This window comes from Cerasicoccus frondis, assembly GCA_031296915.1.
Classification (GTDB): domain Bacteria; phylum Verrucomicrobiota; class Verrucomicrobiia; order Opitutales; family Cerasicoccaceae; genus Cerasicoccus; species Cerasicoccus frondis.
The window spans coordinates 35780-51250 of the sequence record JAVDPC010000022.1; the positions used below are offsets into that span (position 1 = coordinate 35780).

At 55.7% G+C, this 15471-nt stretch carries 17 protein-coding genes; all 17 read left to right on the forward strand.

The features are described 5' to 3' along the window. Positions 1-25 precede the first annotated feature (25 nt). The 17 genes from RBB63_RS16335 (at position 26) to RBB63_RS16415 (ending at position 15425) form a co-directional block, all read left to right on the forward strand. Positions 26-256, forward strand: a complete 231-nt coding sequence (locus tag RBB63_RS16335) for a hypothetical protein (protein ID WP_309386042.1) — start codon at positions 26-28, stop codon at positions 254-256. Continuing rightward, positions 249-731: a hypothetical protein gene (locus RBB63_RS16340; protein WP_309386043.1), complete on the forward strand. Its 483-nt coding sequence runs from the start codon at positions 249-251 to the stop codon at positions 729-731. The genes RBB63_RS16335 and RBB63_RS16340 overlap by 8 nt, the downstream gene beginning before the upstream one ends. A gap of 2 nt (positions 732-733) precedes the next feature. Next, positions 734-1006 (forward strand): hypothetical protein, encoded by a 273-nt coding sequence (locus RBB63_RS16345; protein WP_309386044.1) that lies wholly within the window; start codon positions 734-736, stop codon positions 1004-1006. A gap of 1044 nt (positions 1007-2050) precedes the next feature. Next, a complete protein-coding gene (locus RBB63_RS16350; RefSeq protein WP_309386045.1) occupies positions 2051-2203 on the forward strand; it encodes a hypothetical protein in 153 nt (50 codons plus the stop codon). Continuing rightward, positions 2187-2921 carry a hypothetical protein gene (locus RBB63_RS16355; protein WP_309386046.1) on the forward strand — a complete coding sequence of 245 codons (735 nt, stop codon included), beginning with the start codon at positions 2187-2189 and terminating at the stop codon, positions 2919-2921. The genes RBB63_RS16350 and RBB63_RS16355 overlap by 17 nt, the downstream gene beginning before the upstream one ends. A 51-nt stretch (positions 2922-2972) precedes the next feature. Continuing rightward, complete coding sequence (locus tag RBB63_RS16360; RefSeq protein WP_309386047.1) at positions 2973-4106, forward strand: recombinase family protein; 1134 nt, start codon at positions 2973-2975, stop codon at positions 4104-4106. Then, on the forward strand, positions 4106-4858 hold the full coding sequence (locus tag RBB63_RS16365) for a hypothetical protein (RefSeq protein WP_309386048.1): 753 nt from the start codon (positions 4106-4108) through the stop codon (positions 4856-4858). Before RBB63_RS16360 ends, RBB63_RS16365 begins: the two co-directional genes overlap by 1 nt. Positions 4859-5024: 166 nt before the next feature. After that, entirely contained in the window at positions 5025-5306 is a 282-nt protein-coding gene (locus tag RBB63_RS16370) for a hypothetical protein (RefSeq protein ID WP_309386049.1), read from the forward strand. After that, the gene (locus tag RBB63_RS16375; RefSeq protein ID WP_309386050.1) at positions 5299-6513 is read left to right on the forward strand and encodes a DUF2800 domain-containing protein; all 1215 of its coding nucleotides are present in this window, start codon (positions 5299-5301) and stop codon (positions 6511-6513) included. The genes RBB63_RS16370 and RBB63_RS16375 overlap by 8 nt, the downstream gene beginning before the upstream one ends. Next, positions 6506-6805 carry a dATP/dGTP pyrophosphohydrolase domain-containing protein gene (locus tag RBB63_RS16380; protein ID WP_309386051.1) on the forward strand — a complete coding sequence of 100 codons (300 nt, stop codon included), beginning with the start codon at positions 6506-6508 and terminating at the stop codon, positions 6803-6805. The genes RBB63_RS16375 and RBB63_RS16380 overlap by 8 nt, the downstream gene beginning before the upstream one ends. Then, on the forward strand, positions 6802-7314 hold the full coding sequence (locus RBB63_RS16385) for a DUF1643 domain-containing protein (RefSeq protein WP_309386052.1): 513 nt from the start codon (positions 6802-6804) through the stop codon (positions 7312-7314). Before RBB63_RS16380 ends, RBB63_RS16385 begins: the two co-directional genes overlap by 4 nt. After that, positions 7307-7702 carry a hypothetical protein gene (locus RBB63_RS16390; RefSeq protein WP_309386053.1) on the forward strand — a complete coding sequence of 132 codons (396 nt, stop codon included), beginning with the start codon at positions 7307-7309 and terminating at the stop codon, positions 7700-7702. The genes RBB63_RS16385 and RBB63_RS16390 overlap by 8 nt, the downstream gene beginning before the upstream one ends. Next, a complete protein-coding gene (locus tag RBB63_RS16395; RefSeq protein WP_309386054.1) occupies positions 7702-8505 on the forward strand; it encodes a hypothetical protein in 804 nt (267 codons plus the stop codon). The genes RBB63_RS16390 and RBB63_RS16395 overlap by 1 nt, the downstream gene beginning before the upstream one ends. A 17-nt stretch (positions 8506-8522) precedes the next feature. Next, positions 8523-10238 carry a DEAD/DEAH box helicase gene (locus tag RBB63_RS16400; protein WP_309386055.1) on the forward strand — a complete coding sequence of 572 codons (1716 nt, stop codon included), beginning with the start codon at positions 8523-8525 and terminating at the stop codon, positions 10236-10238. Between the two features lie 263 nt (positions 10239-10501). Continuing rightward, on the forward strand, positions 10502-12289 hold the full coding sequence (locus RBB63_RS16405; protein ID WP_309386056.1) for a DNA cytosine methyltransferase: 1788 nt from the start codon (positions 10502-10504) through the stop codon (positions 12287-12289). After that, positions 12286-13533 carry a DNA-methyltransferase gene (locus tag RBB63_RS16410; RefSeq protein WP_309386057.1) on the forward strand — a complete coding sequence of 416 codons (1248 nt, stop codon included), beginning with the start codon at positions 12286-12288 and terminating at the stop codon, positions 13531-13533. The genes RBB63_RS16405 and RBB63_RS16410 overlap by 4 nt, the downstream gene beginning before the upstream one ends. Further along, complete coding sequence (locus RBB63_RS16415; protein ID WP_309386058.1) at positions 13533-15425, forward strand: DnaB-like helicase N-terminal domain-containing protein; 1893 nt, start codon at positions 13533-13535, stop codon at positions 15423-15425. The genes RBB63_RS16410 and RBB63_RS16415 overlap by 1 nt, the downstream gene beginning before the upstream one ends. The last annotated feature ends 46 nt before the right edge of the window (positions 15426-15471 follow it).

Consider the following 15471-nt stretch of genomic DNA (forward strand, 5'->3'; position numbering starts at 1 on the left):
TTGCGACTTTTCTTCGTTTTAGAACATGAGCACTTCAACAAACATCGAACAAGCCCGCGTAGAGATTATTGGTCTGATGAAGACAACCCTGCGTTTCGATATGCGTAAGAATGCCACTGATCCAGTTAAGCGTGAAGCGGCAATCGAAATGTTTGACTGGCTATCAGAACGCGAAACGGAGCTTTCATCACCTCCTGTGTTGGTGGGTGAACCTGGCAGCAATCTTGCCGAGACTAAAGGAGGCAACCATGCATAGCACCTGCATAGAGCCATGGACACCAGTGGCGGTAGCGCTGCGAAGCGCATCACGCATAACTAGCAATTTAAGTCGCACAACAACGGATGGCGATACGCCTAGAAGTGCGAATTTACATCATAAACATCAACCTGGGCTGATGGCTCGTGTCCGAAAAATCGAAAAAGATGTTTATGGCCCCAAGGGCAGCAAAATGAGGCAAGGAAATGGCCGTGCATCCGGATACAATGTAGATGCCCTGCTGCTATCTATTCCGGAAGATCGGCATGTAACTTTTAGTCAGTGGAAAACTGCTTATTCAAAGTTAGTAGGGCAGCAAATAGCACGGACGACTTTCCGCAACCATGTCAATCGCCTGCGTAATGAAGGCAAAGTTGTCATGGACACATTAGAAGGTGCATTTGGTGCATCAGAATTTTACTGGCGCAAGGTGTCCAAGCCGTCAGTCGAGGGTAACAACGCTGAATCAAAATAACCATGGGAGCCCTAACTATAGCAGACAAACGTGAGTTGAAGAAACTCATCAAGAACAGCATCAGCGAAGTCCAGCTTGTGGAGCCAAAATGGATCCGTGGCAGTCGCGCTGCTGGCGCCCGGATTGGGATGTGCGACGTCGCCGGACGGGCATTTGAGAACTGGGCAAAGGCCAATGGCATCACCTGTAACCGGATCGGTCGTGAGAAGTATTGGCCGATCGATGAAATAGACGCCGCCATGGAACGCGGGCGTGAAGGGAAGGAGTGCGCGTAATGGACTGTGAGCGCAGCAACCAACTCGCGGAAGGCGATCTAGAGTTTTATCTGAAGAACCTACTGACCGCGCTGGCGATTATAATACTAGTGATCTTCGCGGTTTATCTAACGGTGCAGTCTCTTAATGCACTGGAACGACATTTGAATGAGGGCTTAAAACGGAGCGACCGGCCAGAGCAAAAAACTGAGTCTGCGGGATTAGACACCCCGCCAACTGCCGGGTTGGGAACTGAGGGGAAACCTAGCGCCGGGGGGAAGCCCCATATCGGCCAGTCAGGACCAGACGAAGCTTGCTCCGTTTTAAGCCCTTCACATTTCCTGATTGCCGGAAATTTCAGTCCGGACGAAAGAGTGAGAGATAGCGTATATGTGGTATTAAGCCGAACTGGAGGTTGTGACAGCAATCAGGACTACTTTTGGAGCAGCGGCGTGGAAAGCTGTGGTGAAGGCCAAGCCACTGGAGACACGCGGGAAGTGCGGGAACAAGCGCACATGGAGGTTCCGTCTATGGTCACAATCTGGGGATGTGTCCCCCGTGCTGTAAGCACCGAGAAGCGCAACCATAGTGATCGCTGGGGTAGCGTCCAGCCTGCTCCAATCTTTCATCTTAAAAGCGATGGAAAGCTAAAAACTATGTGCGCCTTGGATGGTGACCGAACTTGTGTGCCTAACGCACACAGGGAGGCGCACATTACACTTTGTGGTAGGGAGGCTGATGGTTTGCCTGCTGGGTTTCATACGCCCAGTTACGAGGGTTCGATTCCCTCCCCCGCCCCCAGATTGCCAGCCCAAATAATCGATGGATGCCGAATCGGTGAGGATGCAGCCAAGCAGTCCGAAACGGGTGTCATCGCTCTTAGAGGTCGGGCGCGTTACCCGGGACGTCCATTGCCAGCGAAGGACTGCATATCTGATGCACTGGAACCGGGACTTTTTCTAACCCTAACAGTGCAGGCATTGCGGTGGGGGGAAGCACCCTCTGGTCATCATAGTCGCCTTGCTGGTAACCGCATAAAAGCCAGCCCCCTTACCCCCTAAACCCATGAGCCTGGAACACAACTTTGACCGGTGGATTGAGACGCCGGAATGGGAGCGCCATGCCCAAATGGATGACCGCGAGCGAATCGCAGAGCAACGAGCAATCGAAGAATTAGAGAACCGCTTATCAATATCAGATTATGAAGAAGACTACTAAAAAACAACACAATGACACGCTCGACCTTGGTGACGAATCCGAAGTCGATCTACCAGAAGACGGTATGGACTTTGAACAAGCAACCGAAGCCAGCGCTGAAAAATTCTTCACGTTGCCACAACTGGAGTTGACCGTGAAGAAGGTCCACTTTGAAGCGCTGGCCTACTTTGTCAGCAAAGTCGCCGAGGACTTCCGCAAGGGAATCATCATCGTCGTGGAGCAGTATTCGTTTAAGATGATCGTTTGCACGGGCAAGGTGATGGCGATCATCCATGTGCCTTGCGAGGAGGCGAACAGCCCTTGCCGCTTCTGGATCGATGGCACGGCCATGAGTGGTTTGGAGCCATTGAACAGCCAAGGCGACTTGACGCTCAAGAAGATCGAAGACGAGCCCGGCCTGTTTCCCCTGCCCCGCGTGGAGGTGCACGGCAATAACGCCTCGATCGTGGCGAATGCCAACGAAGTGAACTTTGACTTTCATAACCTGATCCCCAGCACCACGCGGGAAGCTATGTCTCACTTCATGGGAGGCGTCGCGCTAGTGGATGCTTTCGTGAAGGCCGCGAAGAAACTCAAGGGCACTTCTCTGCGCATGATGCAGCATATGGGAGAGTCGGAAGCCATGACGGTGAAGATTGAAGGCGTTCCCCAGTTCTACGGTGTGCTGATGCCAGTGAAGGCTGAACCGCTTGAAGAAGACCGCCCTTCGTGGCTTTAGGCGCCACCCGTGACAATTTAACCAACAACTCAAACCAACACTAAAATAATTATGGAAACAGCACTTGCAACTCACTCAGCGCCAACCGCGCTGATCCCGACTAATATTCCTGAAGCGGTATCATTCTCGGAGCAGATGGCGCTCGCCAATCTGATCCCCGAGCACCTGCAAAAGAAACCCGCTGACTGCCTGCGCGTGGTCATGCAATCCAGCCAATGGGGAATGAACCCGTTTGCGGTGGCCGACTCCACAAGCATCATTCATGGCAAGCTAATGTTTGAAGGCAAGCTGGTCGCTGCCGTCGTCAACAGCCGGGGCAATCTGTCCAAGCGCCTGAACTACAAGTTTACTGGCGAAGGCAACAACCTGAAGCTCGTCGTGACCGGTCGTGTGCGGGGTGAAGAAGAAGACCGCGAAATCACGCTGACCTATCAGCAGGCGTGCGAGATCAACAAGAACGGCCAAGTGCGCAAGAACCCGGAGCAACAGATGTCCTACATCGGGGCTCGTATCTGGGCGCGCCGCCACATGCCGGAGTTGATGCTCGGCGTGCATGCGGATGACGAGTTCAGCGCTGACGAACCAGAAACAGGCGACGGCGAACAGGGCGAACGTCCGAAGGCGCCAGCGAAGTCAGGTAAGCGCAACAAGTCCAAGACCAAGACCAAGGATACACCGAAGGCTGAGGAAGTGGATGACGCGATAGATGTAACCGAAGTCACTGATGAGCGTCCCGCTCAACCGGAGAAGCCGGAGGCGGAGGCACCAGCGCAAGCCAGCGAAGCGAAGACGGAGAAGGCGGACGCGAAGGAAGCGCCGAAGGCAGCGGAAACCAGCGAGGACGCTGATGTGGTGGACGTCGAAGAAGAGCTCGTTGATGACGAGCAAAAGCCAGCGCTTGAGGTCGACCTGAAAAATCCCCGAACCACCCTGAAGAAAGACGAGCGTCTGGAATCGGTGTTGGTGAGATTCGTGGAAGTGGTGCAGAGCAAGACGAAAGCACCCGCCAACAAGCCTATCCTGAAAATTCAGGTAGAGGGCCCCTACACGGGAGACGCCTACAGCTACGACACCGAGAATCCGCTGTTCCAAGTCGAGCGACCTGTGATCGTGACCTTCAAGGGCGTTGGCGCTCCAGGCAATCGCGTCGTGGCCTTCGTCGACAGCATTCAAGCAGGCAAGTAATGGAAGACTTCATTGACCTCGACGAACCTGAAACCACTGGCGCGGAACATTCCGCGCTGGTGGTCCAGACCAAACTGCCTGCCGAAGTCGTGGTTATTCACGGCGATGTGATGGCGAAGGTGACGCAGTTGCGTGAGCAGGCTGGGGCCCTGAAGGTGAAAGACGATGAGTCCAACACCCAGGCGGCCATCTACCTACAGGACATCACCACTTTGGGCGCTGGCATTGAAAAGGCGCGCAAGCAAGTGAAGGCGCCCTACCTTAACGCTGGTCGTGAGATCGACGCAGCTGCGGCCAAGGCGCTTGCGTTGATCGACAGCGCCAAGGGACTGCTAAAAGGCTCAATAGCGGACTACACCAAGCAGCAAGCAGCCGAGCAAAAGCGACGCGAGGAAGAAGCCCGCAAGCAGCGTGAGGCCGAGGAGGCAGCCAAGCAGGAAGCGGAAGCCGCTGAAGCCGCTGGCGAGGACTTTCTGGACCTGGACTTTGATGAGCAGCCGGAGGCTACCAGCGAGGCGAAGCCATTGGCAAAGCCTGCCGCTAAACTGCCCGATGGCATCACCATGCGCAAGACGCTGTATCCCATTGTTGAGGACTTCGCCAAGATACCTGACGAACTGAAGGTGCTGAATGACGCGTTGGTGAAGTCCCAGTACTGCAAGGGCTGGAAGGACGGCGACCCGTTCCCAGCAGTGCCAGGCATTCGCTTTGAAGTGGATGCGCAACCGATCTCCACGGGGAAGCGGAAGTAGCACGAGGGCTGAGAGGCAGGAAGTGTTTTGAACTACGAATGGCGCGAATGAGCGCGGATATGGAGTAAACTAAAATGGCTGAAAATAGTAAAATTGAATGGACGGACCACACATTCAATCCGTGGGGGGCCGTCATGGTCATTGAACGCATCAAAAACTAAGCGTCATGAGCAAGGAAGACTTTGAAGCGTGGTGGCATCATGAGGGCTCTGGCATGGGGCTGTTGCCAGAAGAAGATCAGGAAGCCCATGCTAAGCGCATTGCCTCAATTGCGTGGTCCAATGCGGAATATGTATGCACTTACCAAACGGAGAACCCGGTAAGGAAATGTGCTGAAGCCGTTGTATCAGCGCGTCACTACACAGGTGACGATGGTTGGGACAAGCTCAAGAACGCCATCTGCGAACTGGAGAATATCCTCGAACCCAAGGGAGGTGACGATGAGTAGCCCGAGTAAACCTGTGGTGCGGTGCTCGTCTTTGGAGCAGTTGTTAAATTGCCCAGGGTCGCGGACGATTCAGGCGCTTTGCCCGGAGCAGGAGGATTCCATTGTGTCCAGCGCCGGGAACTATGCCCACCATCGCGCGGCGCGGCGGATGATCGACGAGTTTGACGCGATTGAGCCCGAGGGCGGGCTCGAGGAGCCAAAGCTCGTGGAGAAATTTAAGCCCACGCCGTTTGACGATTGGATGGCGGATTACTTTGTCGATGAAATGACGCTGCGCACGCAAGGCATGGCGCTGATCGTCGAGGACCATCTGGAATGGGATTTTGGGGACTTCATTCTATCCGGGCACATTGACGCCTACGGCATTTCCGGCGACGGGATGGACGTGGATGGCGGCGACCTGAAAAGCGGCGCCGACCCCGTGGACCCGGCAACCAGCAATGAGCAAGTGAGTGGCTACCTGACGCTGCTGACTTTGAATTTTCCTGAGCTGCAACGTGCGTCGTTCCGCATTATTCAGCCCCGTAATACGGGAGATGCCGGACACGAGCCCACGAGCGAGATATTTATGACCAGCCGTGAAGACCTGCTGGCGCATGCGAAGCAATTGGAGGATGCGATTCGCGCGGCGCTGAAGCGTTCACGGGAAGTTGAAACGGGGAAGTGGTGCCGGTACTGCCCTGCGTTCTACGGATGTCCGGCAGTTGATTTGGAGATTGAATACATGAAAGCAATTTTGACGGACGAAGTTCTGGCCAGCATGACGCGTAAGCCGGATTTGGATAAGCTGGTGGAGATTGAGCACTTCCGCAAAACCACGGCGACAGCGCTGAAGCAATGCAATGAAATGCTCATTGCCCGCGTGAAGGAACTCGGTGGCACAGCCCGGACATCGCTCGGTCAAGAAGTGGCAGTGACTCCACGCAAAGGCCGGCGCACGATCACCAACACCGGCGTTTTCATCAAGCGTCTTCAGGAGGATGGCGTGAAGGGCACTGCCCTGTTCGACTGTCTATCGGGCTCGGCGGGCGATGCAGAGCGGGCGCTGGCCAAGGCCAATGGTGTGCCAATCTCTGGGAAGAAGGAAGTGACTGGCAAGACGCTGCTGAAAAAGCGCTATGATGACATCATTGACCAATCGGAAAGTGATACGCTGGTGCTCGGCAAACAACCATCGGTAAAGGAGGGGACAGCAGGCCATGCATAAGCCACCAAGCAGCCTCATGCCCTTTCAAACGTCGGTGGGACGTTGGTCGAAGCAGACCTTTCCCCAGGGAACGCCCGAGGGACGCATGGCGCACCTTCGCCGCGAAGTCGACGAGCTGGCGGCTGATCACTCGCCCGAGGAAGCTGCGGATTGCTTCATTCTCCTGCTGGGGCATGCCCATGAAAATGGCTATGACCTGCTGGCGGCAGCCAAGCGCAAGATGGCGATCAATTATGAACGCAAGTGGGGCGAACCGGACGAAGAAGGCGTCGTGGAGCACATCGAGCCATGAAGCAAAACACCATGAGTTTACCGGGCGAACTGACCAAGAGCGCCACCTTCTCACCGTGCCGTCGCTGGCGCTACGACTTGTGGCGCCGTTGGGGCAAGGGCGACTACTGCATGTTTATTGGCCTAAATCCATCGACGGCAGATGAAACGCAGAACGACCCGACCATTCGCCGCTGCATCAACTTTGCCCGAGACTGGGGCTATGACGCCCTGTGCATGACCAACCTATTTGGCTTTCGCGCCACCGATCCGCGTGTGATGAAGGAAGTCAGCCATCCTCAAGGACCTGAGAATGTGGCGACCATTCGCCGCTTAGCTGAAGACGCGGGAATCGTGGTGGCAGCCTGGGGCGTGCATGGCGTGCACCGCATGCAAAATCAGCGTGTGGTTAATGCGCTCAAGGATGTATGCGAATTGAAGTGTCTGGGGCAAACCAAGGACGGCCATCCCAAGCACCCGCTATACATCCCAAAGGCTACGAAACCTCAACCGTATATCTGGCATGCATAAGCGGGACAAATTGAAGCTGTTGACGTTTCTACACTTTGACGAAGAGGTGACTTTCACACCGCATTTTCAGCAGCGATTGCATGAACGCTACCAGATAGAGCCGTCGTTGAATGTCCTGCAGGAGATCAACCTGCGGCGGCATAACGGCGACTGCGACCTACTGCAATGGCGCTACGACTTCGATAATGAAGAGCAAACCCGCCAACTACTCGTGATGACGATACCAGGCGTAGAAAAGGACGCGGTGGTGATCTATGCGCCCGAGAACCATGTGTATGTGAGCGTGTTGTCAGGCGAAGACTGGCTGAAACAGGAACTTAAGCGCCGCCGGGCGCCCTGGAAGGCAAGCCGCCGCATGATCAAAGAATTTAAAGAAGAAGGACTCTAATGGACACACCCGATATACCAGGATTTCCCACGCCTCAGCGCGGACAAGAGGCAGCGACTGCCTCACGCAAAGACGCAAAGGCGCAAAGCTCTGACGATGTGATGAAACGGGCCAATTACCAACGTTTGCTCAATCTTGATACTTATAAACTAACACTTAGTTCTGGAATGTTCTGGGAATTCTATCCTGAACTGACTGGTGACTGGGACGAAGATCAGCAAATAATTGCTGAATACCTTAATACTCCACCACCCCAACCGAAACTATCTGAAGGCGTGGTGTTGGCGGAGTTGATTCGTGAACGGTACGCACGGAACTTTGTGATACCCCGCTTTACGCCTACTAAGTGGTGGGAGTGTGACCTGTTTGAAGTGACGTCTGCAGGCTACTTCGTGGAATACGAAGTGAAGCTGTCGTTGGCGGACTTTAAGAAGGATGCCGAAAAGCAGCAAGACTACGCCAGTCATCGAAGTGAAACACCAGATGTTCGAAAAAAGCATGACATGCTGGCGCTGGGTGATGTGCGTGGCCCGAATCGCTTCTACTTTGTGACACCCAAAGGGATGCTCGACAAGTCGATGATTCCGGATTGGGCAGGCTGGATCGAGCTTGAGGCCTACCAGTCGGAACAGTTCCAGGGAGTCCATCAGCCAATGAAGCCAGTGCTGCGCATTCGTGAGAATGCAATGCGTAAGGCTCCAATTCTTCACAAACAGAAGTTTGATGAGAAGCAACGGCAGAAAGCCACAGATGCCTGCTACTGGCGCTGGATGCATCACATCGTGAAATCGGGGAACGTGTAGGCAGCGGAGAAATGACCATGCAAACTGATATGTTTCTAGAGGCGCCCGAGGATGATGGGCTGGACTTGCCGGGGCCGGAGGAAGTGGCGCGATCAGGTGGGCCGATGTATCCGCGTGATCGCAGTCGGATTACTTTGCGCCCCTATCAGTATGAAGCACTGGATGCGACGCTGCGCGGGTTTCAAGTCTATCGCTCGCAGTTGCTCAACCTGGTGACCGGCGGCGGTAAGACCATCATCTTTTCCCATGCGACGGAATGGTATGTGAACGAACATCAGTGGAAGGTGTTGATTCTGGCTGACCGCGACGAGCTGCTGCAACAGGCGCGGGACAAACTAGCCTGGGCGACGGGGATCCGCGCGGGGTTGGAGAAAGCGCAGTCTCACGCCAGTCGCTATGACGAAGTGGTGGTGAGCTCCGTGCAAACGCTGGCGGGCAAGAAGCGATTGGCCGAATGGGCGCGCGATCATTTCCAACTGATCATTGTGGACGAAGCGGACCTCTCGATCGCTCCCAGCTATGACCGGATATTTGATCACTTTGCCAGCGCCAAGATTCTGGGGGTTACGGGGACCATCGACCGGGGCGACAACAAGAGCCTGGGGCGTCGGTATCAGCAGGTAGCCTATGAATACTCAATCCTTGACGCCGTGCAGGACGGGCACCTTTGCCGCCCAGTGGTGAAGACCGTTCCCCTGCCCGAGGTGAAGCTGCCCGATGGTCAGAAATTCAACAGCCAGAAGGCGCTGGATGCATTTACGGCGGAAAGCATCAAGCCGCTGTTGAGCGCGATAGCGCGTGCGCTGATTACCGAGAGTGAAGGCCGCAAGACCATTGTCTTTCTACCGAACGTAGAAGTGAGTGACCTACTGACCCGCGAGCTCAATGAGATAGAGCCGGGGTGCTCGGACTGGGTGGCTGGTGACAAGAAACGTTGTCCGGACCGGAAGCAGCGCATTGCGCGGTTCATGAGGCGTGAGTATCGGATTTTGTGCAATGCGCAGTTGGTCGTGCGTGGGTTTGATGACACTGACGTGGCGTGTGTGTGCATTCTGCGGCCCACGAAAGTGCGCTCGATGTATGTGCAGTGTGTGGGGCGCGCCACGCGCCTGCTGCCGGGCGTGACAGATGGACTGGCGACGGCTCAAGAGCGCCGCACAGCGATTGCCCAGAGCGCCAAGCCCAACTGCTTGATTCTGGATTTCCTTTGGCTCAGCGACCGCCTGAACCTCGTGCAGCCCGCGCACATTGTGACCGGAAACCCGCGTGTAGCGAATCAAATGGCGCGCAAGGATGGCGACCTGATTGAGAACGAAGAGGAAGCAGAGCGTGAGGTGGCCAAAGCCATGCTGATGGAAGTGCAGAAGAACGCGAAGAAACGCGGGCGGTTGTTCGACCCCTTGGAGAAGGCGACGGAACTCGGCATTGATGAAATCCGCGATTTCAAACCCGCGAACTCGTGGGAGGCGCGTCCACCGACGATTGGGCAAATTGATAAGCTGGTCGAAGCCGGGGTGAACCCGGATTGCGTGCCGAACTTTGGGGCGGCCGCGCTCATCATCCGCAAAGCCGAACAGCGTAAAAGCGCAGGCCTCGCGACCTTCCGCCAAGTGCAATTTCTGCAAGCGCAGAACGTTGAAGGCGCGACACACTATTCACGCGAAGATGCTACCAAGTATATGCGGCGACGCTTCTCAAAGTTTAAAGGCAACAAGCGGAAAGGGGCGAAGTGATGAAAGATTTTTTAACTACGAATAGCGCAGATGGGCGCGGATGTATTTTGGGAACAGAAGGCAACGAAGGGAAGGAAGGCGGTGAGGCAGCGGAGGTTTCACGCGAAGACGCGAAGGCGCGAAGTGATGGCGCTGTGGTGTGCCCGTATTGCTATGGAGAGACGCGACTGTTTCGCGTATGGCCGGGCGAGCCCAAATTTATTCCATGCCAATGCGCGGGCGCAGACAGGTGACGAATTGACGCACAACTCAATATATACAACATGATATCTCCACAACTTAATCTAGATCTGAACTCAGAACTAATAGTCGATAATTTTGCTGGTGGTGGCGGGGCCAGCACGGGCATTGAGCAGGCGCTTGGGCGATGTGTTGATATTGCCATCAACCATGACCCCGACGCCCTGGCGATGCACCAAGCCAATCACCCGCAAACGCTCCACCTGCCGGAAGACGTATTCGCCATTGATCCGGTAAGCGTTACGAAAGGCCGTCCGGTTGGACTGGCGTGGTTTTCTCCCGACTGCAAACACCACAGCAAGGCAAAGGGCGGCAAGCCCAAGGATAAGCGGATTCGTGGGCTGGCGTGGGTGACGCTGCATTGGGTGAACCACGTTCAGCCACGCATCATCATGCTGGAAAACGTCGAGGAGTTTAAGGACTGGTGTCCTCTCGACGCCGAGGGCAAGCAGAAGAAGCACCTCAAAGGCTGGACGTTCCAATGCTTTAAGGGCGCACTGGAGCGCCGCGGCTATGTGGTGGACCATCGCGAGCTGCGCGCCTGTGACTACGGAGCCCCAACGATTCGTAAGCGGCTATTCCTGATTGCACGACGGGATGGCAAGCCCATCGTCTGGCCAGAGCCAACGCACGGCGCACCGGATAGCCCCGAGGTAAAGGCCAAGAAGCTAAAGCCCTGGCGCACGGCCGCCGAGTGCATTGACTGGACGATTCCGTGTCCCTCAATCTTTGAGCGCAAGAAGCCGCTCGCTGAGAACACTTGCAAGCGCATCGCCAAGGGAATCATGCGCTACGTGGTGAAGGCGGCTGATCCGTTCGTTGTCAGCTATTACAATCAGCGGGGCTTTCGCGGCCAACCGATAAATGAGCCGTTGAAGACACAGCCAACTGAGAATAGGCATGCTGTGCTGACGCCTGTAATTACGAACACAGCAAACACCAAAACGACTGGTAGGGGCCCTAATGTTTGGGCCCCTGAAGAACCAACGCGCACGATTACGACGTCACCAGGATTCGCAGTCGCTGCCCCCGTTCTCACAGAACACGCGAACGCCGGCAATCAGCGGGTGTTTGATCCCAACGAACCACTGCGCACGCAATGCGCTGAAGTGAAGGGCGGGCACTTCGCATTAGTCGAGGCATTCTTGGCCAAGCACTACACCGGCGTTGTTGGATCGGATCTGAAAGACCCAATCGGCAGTGTGACAGCGACCGATCATCACTCACTAGTGTCAGCAAATCTCGCGCGCCACTTTGGGCAGAGCGTAGGGCAAGAATGCGATAAGCCTGCCCCTACGGTGACGGCAGACGGCCAAGGAAAGACAGCGGTTGTCGCTTCTCACCTTGCCAAGATGCGCGGGAATCCGGCCACGCATCCAGTTGGCAAAGATCATCGCCAGCCCATTGATACGATCAGCGCGCAGGGCAACCACTTCGCCGAGGTTCGCGCGTTCCTGGTGAAGTATTACGGATCAGAACAACATGGCGCAAAAGCCAACGAACCTATACACACGGTAAGAGCCGGGGATTGCTTTGGACTCGTGCTGATTAAGGGAGTAGCCTATGCAATTGTCGATATAGGCCTGCGCATGCTACAGCCCAAAGAGTTGTTCGCTGCACAAGGGTTCCCAGCCGACTACATCCATGATCACGGACTGTATAAGCGAGCCGATGGAAAGGGCTGGCTTTGGAAGCCACTGACCAAGACGGCGCAAGTGCGCATGTGTGGCAACTCAGTATGCCCACCATTGGCCGAGGCCCTGGTAAAAGCGAATGCGCCTGACATGGCAGTTGGGAAGGTGGCAGCGTGAGTCTGAATATACTGATGGGAGATTGCCGGGAGAGCATGCGGACGCTGGATGCGCGGTCGGTGCAGTGCTGTGTTACCTCGCCACCGTATTGGGCGCTGCGTGATTATGGCGTGCAGCCGACACTGTGGGAAGCGATGGAGTTTGTGCCCATGGCTGGATTGCCGCCAGTGCAGATCCCGGCAATGGAATGCTGCCTCGGGCTCGAAGACGATCCGCTAGCCTTTGTTGGACACATGGTGTTGGTGTTTCGTGAAGTGTGGCGCGTGCTGCGCGATGATGGCGTACTGTGGATGAACTTTGGGGATAGTGCGGCACCTTCTGGCAGCTTAAAGCCCAAGGACATCATGGGTATGCCGTGGCGGGTGGCGTTGGCGCTGCAAGCGGATGGCTGGACGCTGCGGCAGGATAACATTTGGAACAAGCCGAACCCCATGCCAGAAAGCGCCAAGGATCGCTGCACCAAGGCGCATGAATATATTTTCCTACTCTCCAAGAGCGCCCGATATTACTGGGATCATGAGGCGATGCGTGAGCCCGTAAGTGGCACAGCCCACCCTCGTGGGCGTGGAGTGAACCCAAAGGCCAAGTGGAAGACGCCTGATGGTTGGGACACCTCAACTGGTGATGGCGGTCATGGCAGCATTCACCGAAAAGGCCGTGAAAAAGGCAAACGGCAGGTCAAGCAAAACGAGAGTTTTTCCGATGCCGTTAAGGGACTGGTGACAACACGCAACAAGCGCAGTGTATGGACGGTGAACCCACAGCCTTACCCTGAAGCGCACTTTGCCACGTTTCCAGAGGCGCTGGTATTGCCCTGTATACTGGCAGGGACATCCGCCAAAGGCTGTTGTCCAGAATGTGGCGCCCCTTGGGAGCGTGTAGTAGTGAAAGGTGAAGTAGACAAAGAACACCAACGCGCCTGTGGTGGAGATGAAAATGGCGAATACCATGGCAAGGCAACCAAGGATTACGGCAAAGCACGCGCCGAAGACCCAAGCGCCGTAAAGGCCCGAATTTTAGCCGGTATGCGAGAGCGTAAAACCGTTGGTTGGGAACCAACCTGCGATTGTGGCGAGCATGACCCGATTCCATGCACCGTGCTTGATCCTTTTGGTGGTAGTGGGACTACCGGACGTGTTGCGCTCGAGGAAGGGCGGAGCGTGGTGCTGTGTGAACTGAATCCCGAATACAAGCCACTGATTCAACGCCGGTGCATGGTAACCCCGAAATTTCAATTCTGCTGATGAGTGACTTTGTAGATATAGATTTTCCAGGCATTGAGGAGGTTTCAAGCGAAGGCGCAACAGCGCAAAGCGTGGAGGCGACGTCATGCGCTGCACCCAAGGTAGCAAAGGACACAAAGCCTGTGGGCCGCGCGTTTGATGATGGGGAGTGGGAGCGCAGTGCGACGGTGGCATCTGATGAATTTGGCCAACGGGGTGAAACACGACGAAACATTAAAAGTAAGGGCCAGAAGGACGCCCTGCCCTATGATGAGCGAACCGTTCCACACAGTTTGCAGACAGAACAAGCGGTGTTGGCCTGTGTGCTGCTTCTGGGGACACCCGAATCTTTGGCCCTTTGCCAAAATGAAGGAGTAAGCGACCAGTCGTTCTACTCGCCCAAGCATCAGTTCATGTGGGAGGCCCTGGTGAGGACCATGAACCAACAAGGCCAATGCGATGAAGTGCTGCTACGTGATGAGCTGCTGCGTAGTGGGCGGTATGAAGAGATTGGCGGAGACTCCTATCTGTTTGAAGTTTCCGATAAAGTGAGCTCAACGGCGATGCTTCAAAACTACTGTGAGAGCATTGTTGAACTGCATAGTCGGCGGGAATGTATCCGCATGGGCAAGAGGCTGATAGCTGGCGCCCACGATGCCCAAGACCGCCATGCCGTGCAGACACTGGGGCAGGACTTTGAGCGGAATATTGTGAAGCTGATCCAGAATGTGGGCGGCCGGGTGAATAAGCTTCGTTCGCTGACGGAGTTCGCCATTCCCAAGATGGACAGTGATCAGCTACTCCTCGGCAAGAATCGGTATATTTCGCGGGGGGATGGCGTGATCGTGTTCGGCAATGCTGGCGTGGGAAAGAGCTCGTGGCAGACGCTGGCGGCGATGTATTTTGCCTGTGGCATGGACTTTTTGGGCATCCCCTGCCCCCGCCCGCTCAAGAGCCTGATTGTGCAAAAGGAGGACAACGACGGCGACGTGGCTGAAGCCATTGAAAGCTTTTTCCACCTGATGCTGAAAGAGCATGGCGAAACGGTGGCCAAGGAATGCGTGGAGCTCGTAAAGCAGAATGTGCGAATCGTGCGCGACCGCGAGCATGTGGGCGATACGCTGATTGCGGCACTCTCGGGCTACACCGCACAGTTCAAGCCCGACCTGCTGTGGCTGAATCCTCTGGTATCCTATGCGGGGTGCTCGGTGACTGACGAGACGTCGATGGCGCAATTTCTGGCCAGCCTCGATCGCGTGAACCGGGATAGCCACTGGGCGACGATCGTGCTCCACCACACACCGAAACCACCTGCCGATAAGGAAGCGAAGAACCGCTCATGGAATGAAGAAATGTATGCCATGAGTGGTAGCCACCTGCTGCCTGACTGGGCGCGCGCCATTATCAGCCTGAAGGCCACGGGTGAGCGTGGACGCTTTAAGCTCATTCTGGCGAAGCGGGGCACGCGTTGTGGGATTCGCCGCCCCAAGCGGATCGGGGCAGACGCCGATGGCAACCCGATCACTGAGTTGACGGAAGTTGTGACCGAAGTGCCCGTACGCCACGGGCAAGGGACTTTCTACAGCCACACCGCAGAGCGTGATGTGCCCCTGATTGCCTGGGAGATTGAGCGGGCTTGGCTGGCTGGAGAACGTGAGGCGGAAGACGAGTCTGCGAACAAGGGTGGGCGCGCGGCCAAGCATGATCCGAGGGAAGTGCTGCGCTGCATCGGACTGGCTTATGAAGAAAACAAGGGCAACGGCATGAGCATGAACCAGTATCACAAATTTGTCGAAGAGCACATGGATATACCACGGGCGTCCTTTGTGCGTGTGTGGCAAGCGCTAATCTCGGCTGGGGATCTGACGCAGGATGGCTTGGGGAAATACTTCGTGCCAGCGGGGGCGGGCTAAGCAGCAGGACTTTTTTCTTTAACTACGGATAGCGCAGATGGGCGCG

Bases quoted from the DNA above. Each gene is read 5' to 3' on its own strand.
- RBB63_RS16400 (WP_309386055.1), top strand. From the start codon at position 8,523: ATGCAAACTGATATGTTTCTAGAGGCGCCCGAGGATGATGGGCTGGAC.
- RBB63_RS16350 (WP_309386045.1), top strand. From the start codon at position 2,051: ATGAGCCTGGAACACAACTTTGACCGGTGGATTGAGACGCCGGAATGG.
- RBB63_RS16395 (WP_309386054.1), top strand. From the start codon at position 7,702: ATGGACACACCCGATATACCAGGATTTCCCACGCCTCAGCGCGGACAA.
- RBB63_RS16405 (WP_309386056.1), top strand. From the start codon at position 10,502: ATGATATCTCCACAACTTAATCTAGATCTGAACTCAGAACTAATAGTC.
- RBB63_RS16370 (WP_309386049.1), top strand. From the start codon at position 5,025: ATGAGCAAGGAAGACTTTGAAGCGTGGTGGCATCATGAGGGCTCTGGC.
- RBB63_RS16355 (WP_309386046.1), top strand. From the start codon at position 2,187: ATGAAGAAGACTACTAAAAAACAACACAATGACACGCTCGACCTTGGT.
- RBB63_RS16390 (WP_309386053.1), top strand. From the start codon at position 7,307: ATGCATAAGCGGGACAAATTGAAGCTGTTGACGTTTCTACACTTTGAC.
- RBB63_RS16375 (WP_309386050.1), top strand. From the start codon at position 5,299: ATGAGTAGCCCGAGTAAACCTGTGGTGCGGTGCTCGTCTTTGGAGCAG.
- RBB63_RS16335 (WP_309386042.1), top strand. From the start codon at position 26: ATGAGCACTTCAACAAACATCGAACAAGCCCGCGTAGAGATTATTGGT.
- RBB63_RS16385 (WP_309386052.1), top strand. From the start codon at position 6,802: ATGAAGCAAAACACCATGAGTTTACCGGGCGAACTGACCAAGAGCGCC.
- RBB63_RS16380 (WP_309386051.1), top strand. From the start codon at position 6,506: ATGCATAAGCCACCAAGCAGCCTCATGCCCTTTCAAACGTCGGTGGGA.
- RBB63_RS16340 (WP_309386043.1), top strand. From the start codon at position 249: ATGCATAGCACCTGCATAGAGCCATGGACACCAGTGGCGGTAGCGCTG.
- RBB63_RS16345 (WP_309386044.1), top strand. From the start codon at position 734: ATGGGAGCCCTAACTATAGCAGACAAACGTGAGTTGAAGAAACTCATC.
- RBB63_RS16365 (WP_309386048.1), top strand. From the start codon at position 4,106: ATGGAAGACTTCATTGACCTCGACGAACCTGAAACCACTGGCGCGGAA.
- RBB63_RS16360 (WP_309386047.1), top strand. From the start codon at position 2,973: ATGGAAACAGCACTTGCAACTCACTCAGCGCCAACCGCGCTGATCCCG.
- RBB63_RS16415 (WP_309386058.1), top strand. From the start codon at position 13,533: ATGAGTGACTTTGTAGATATAGATTTTCCAGGCATTGAGGAGGTTTCA.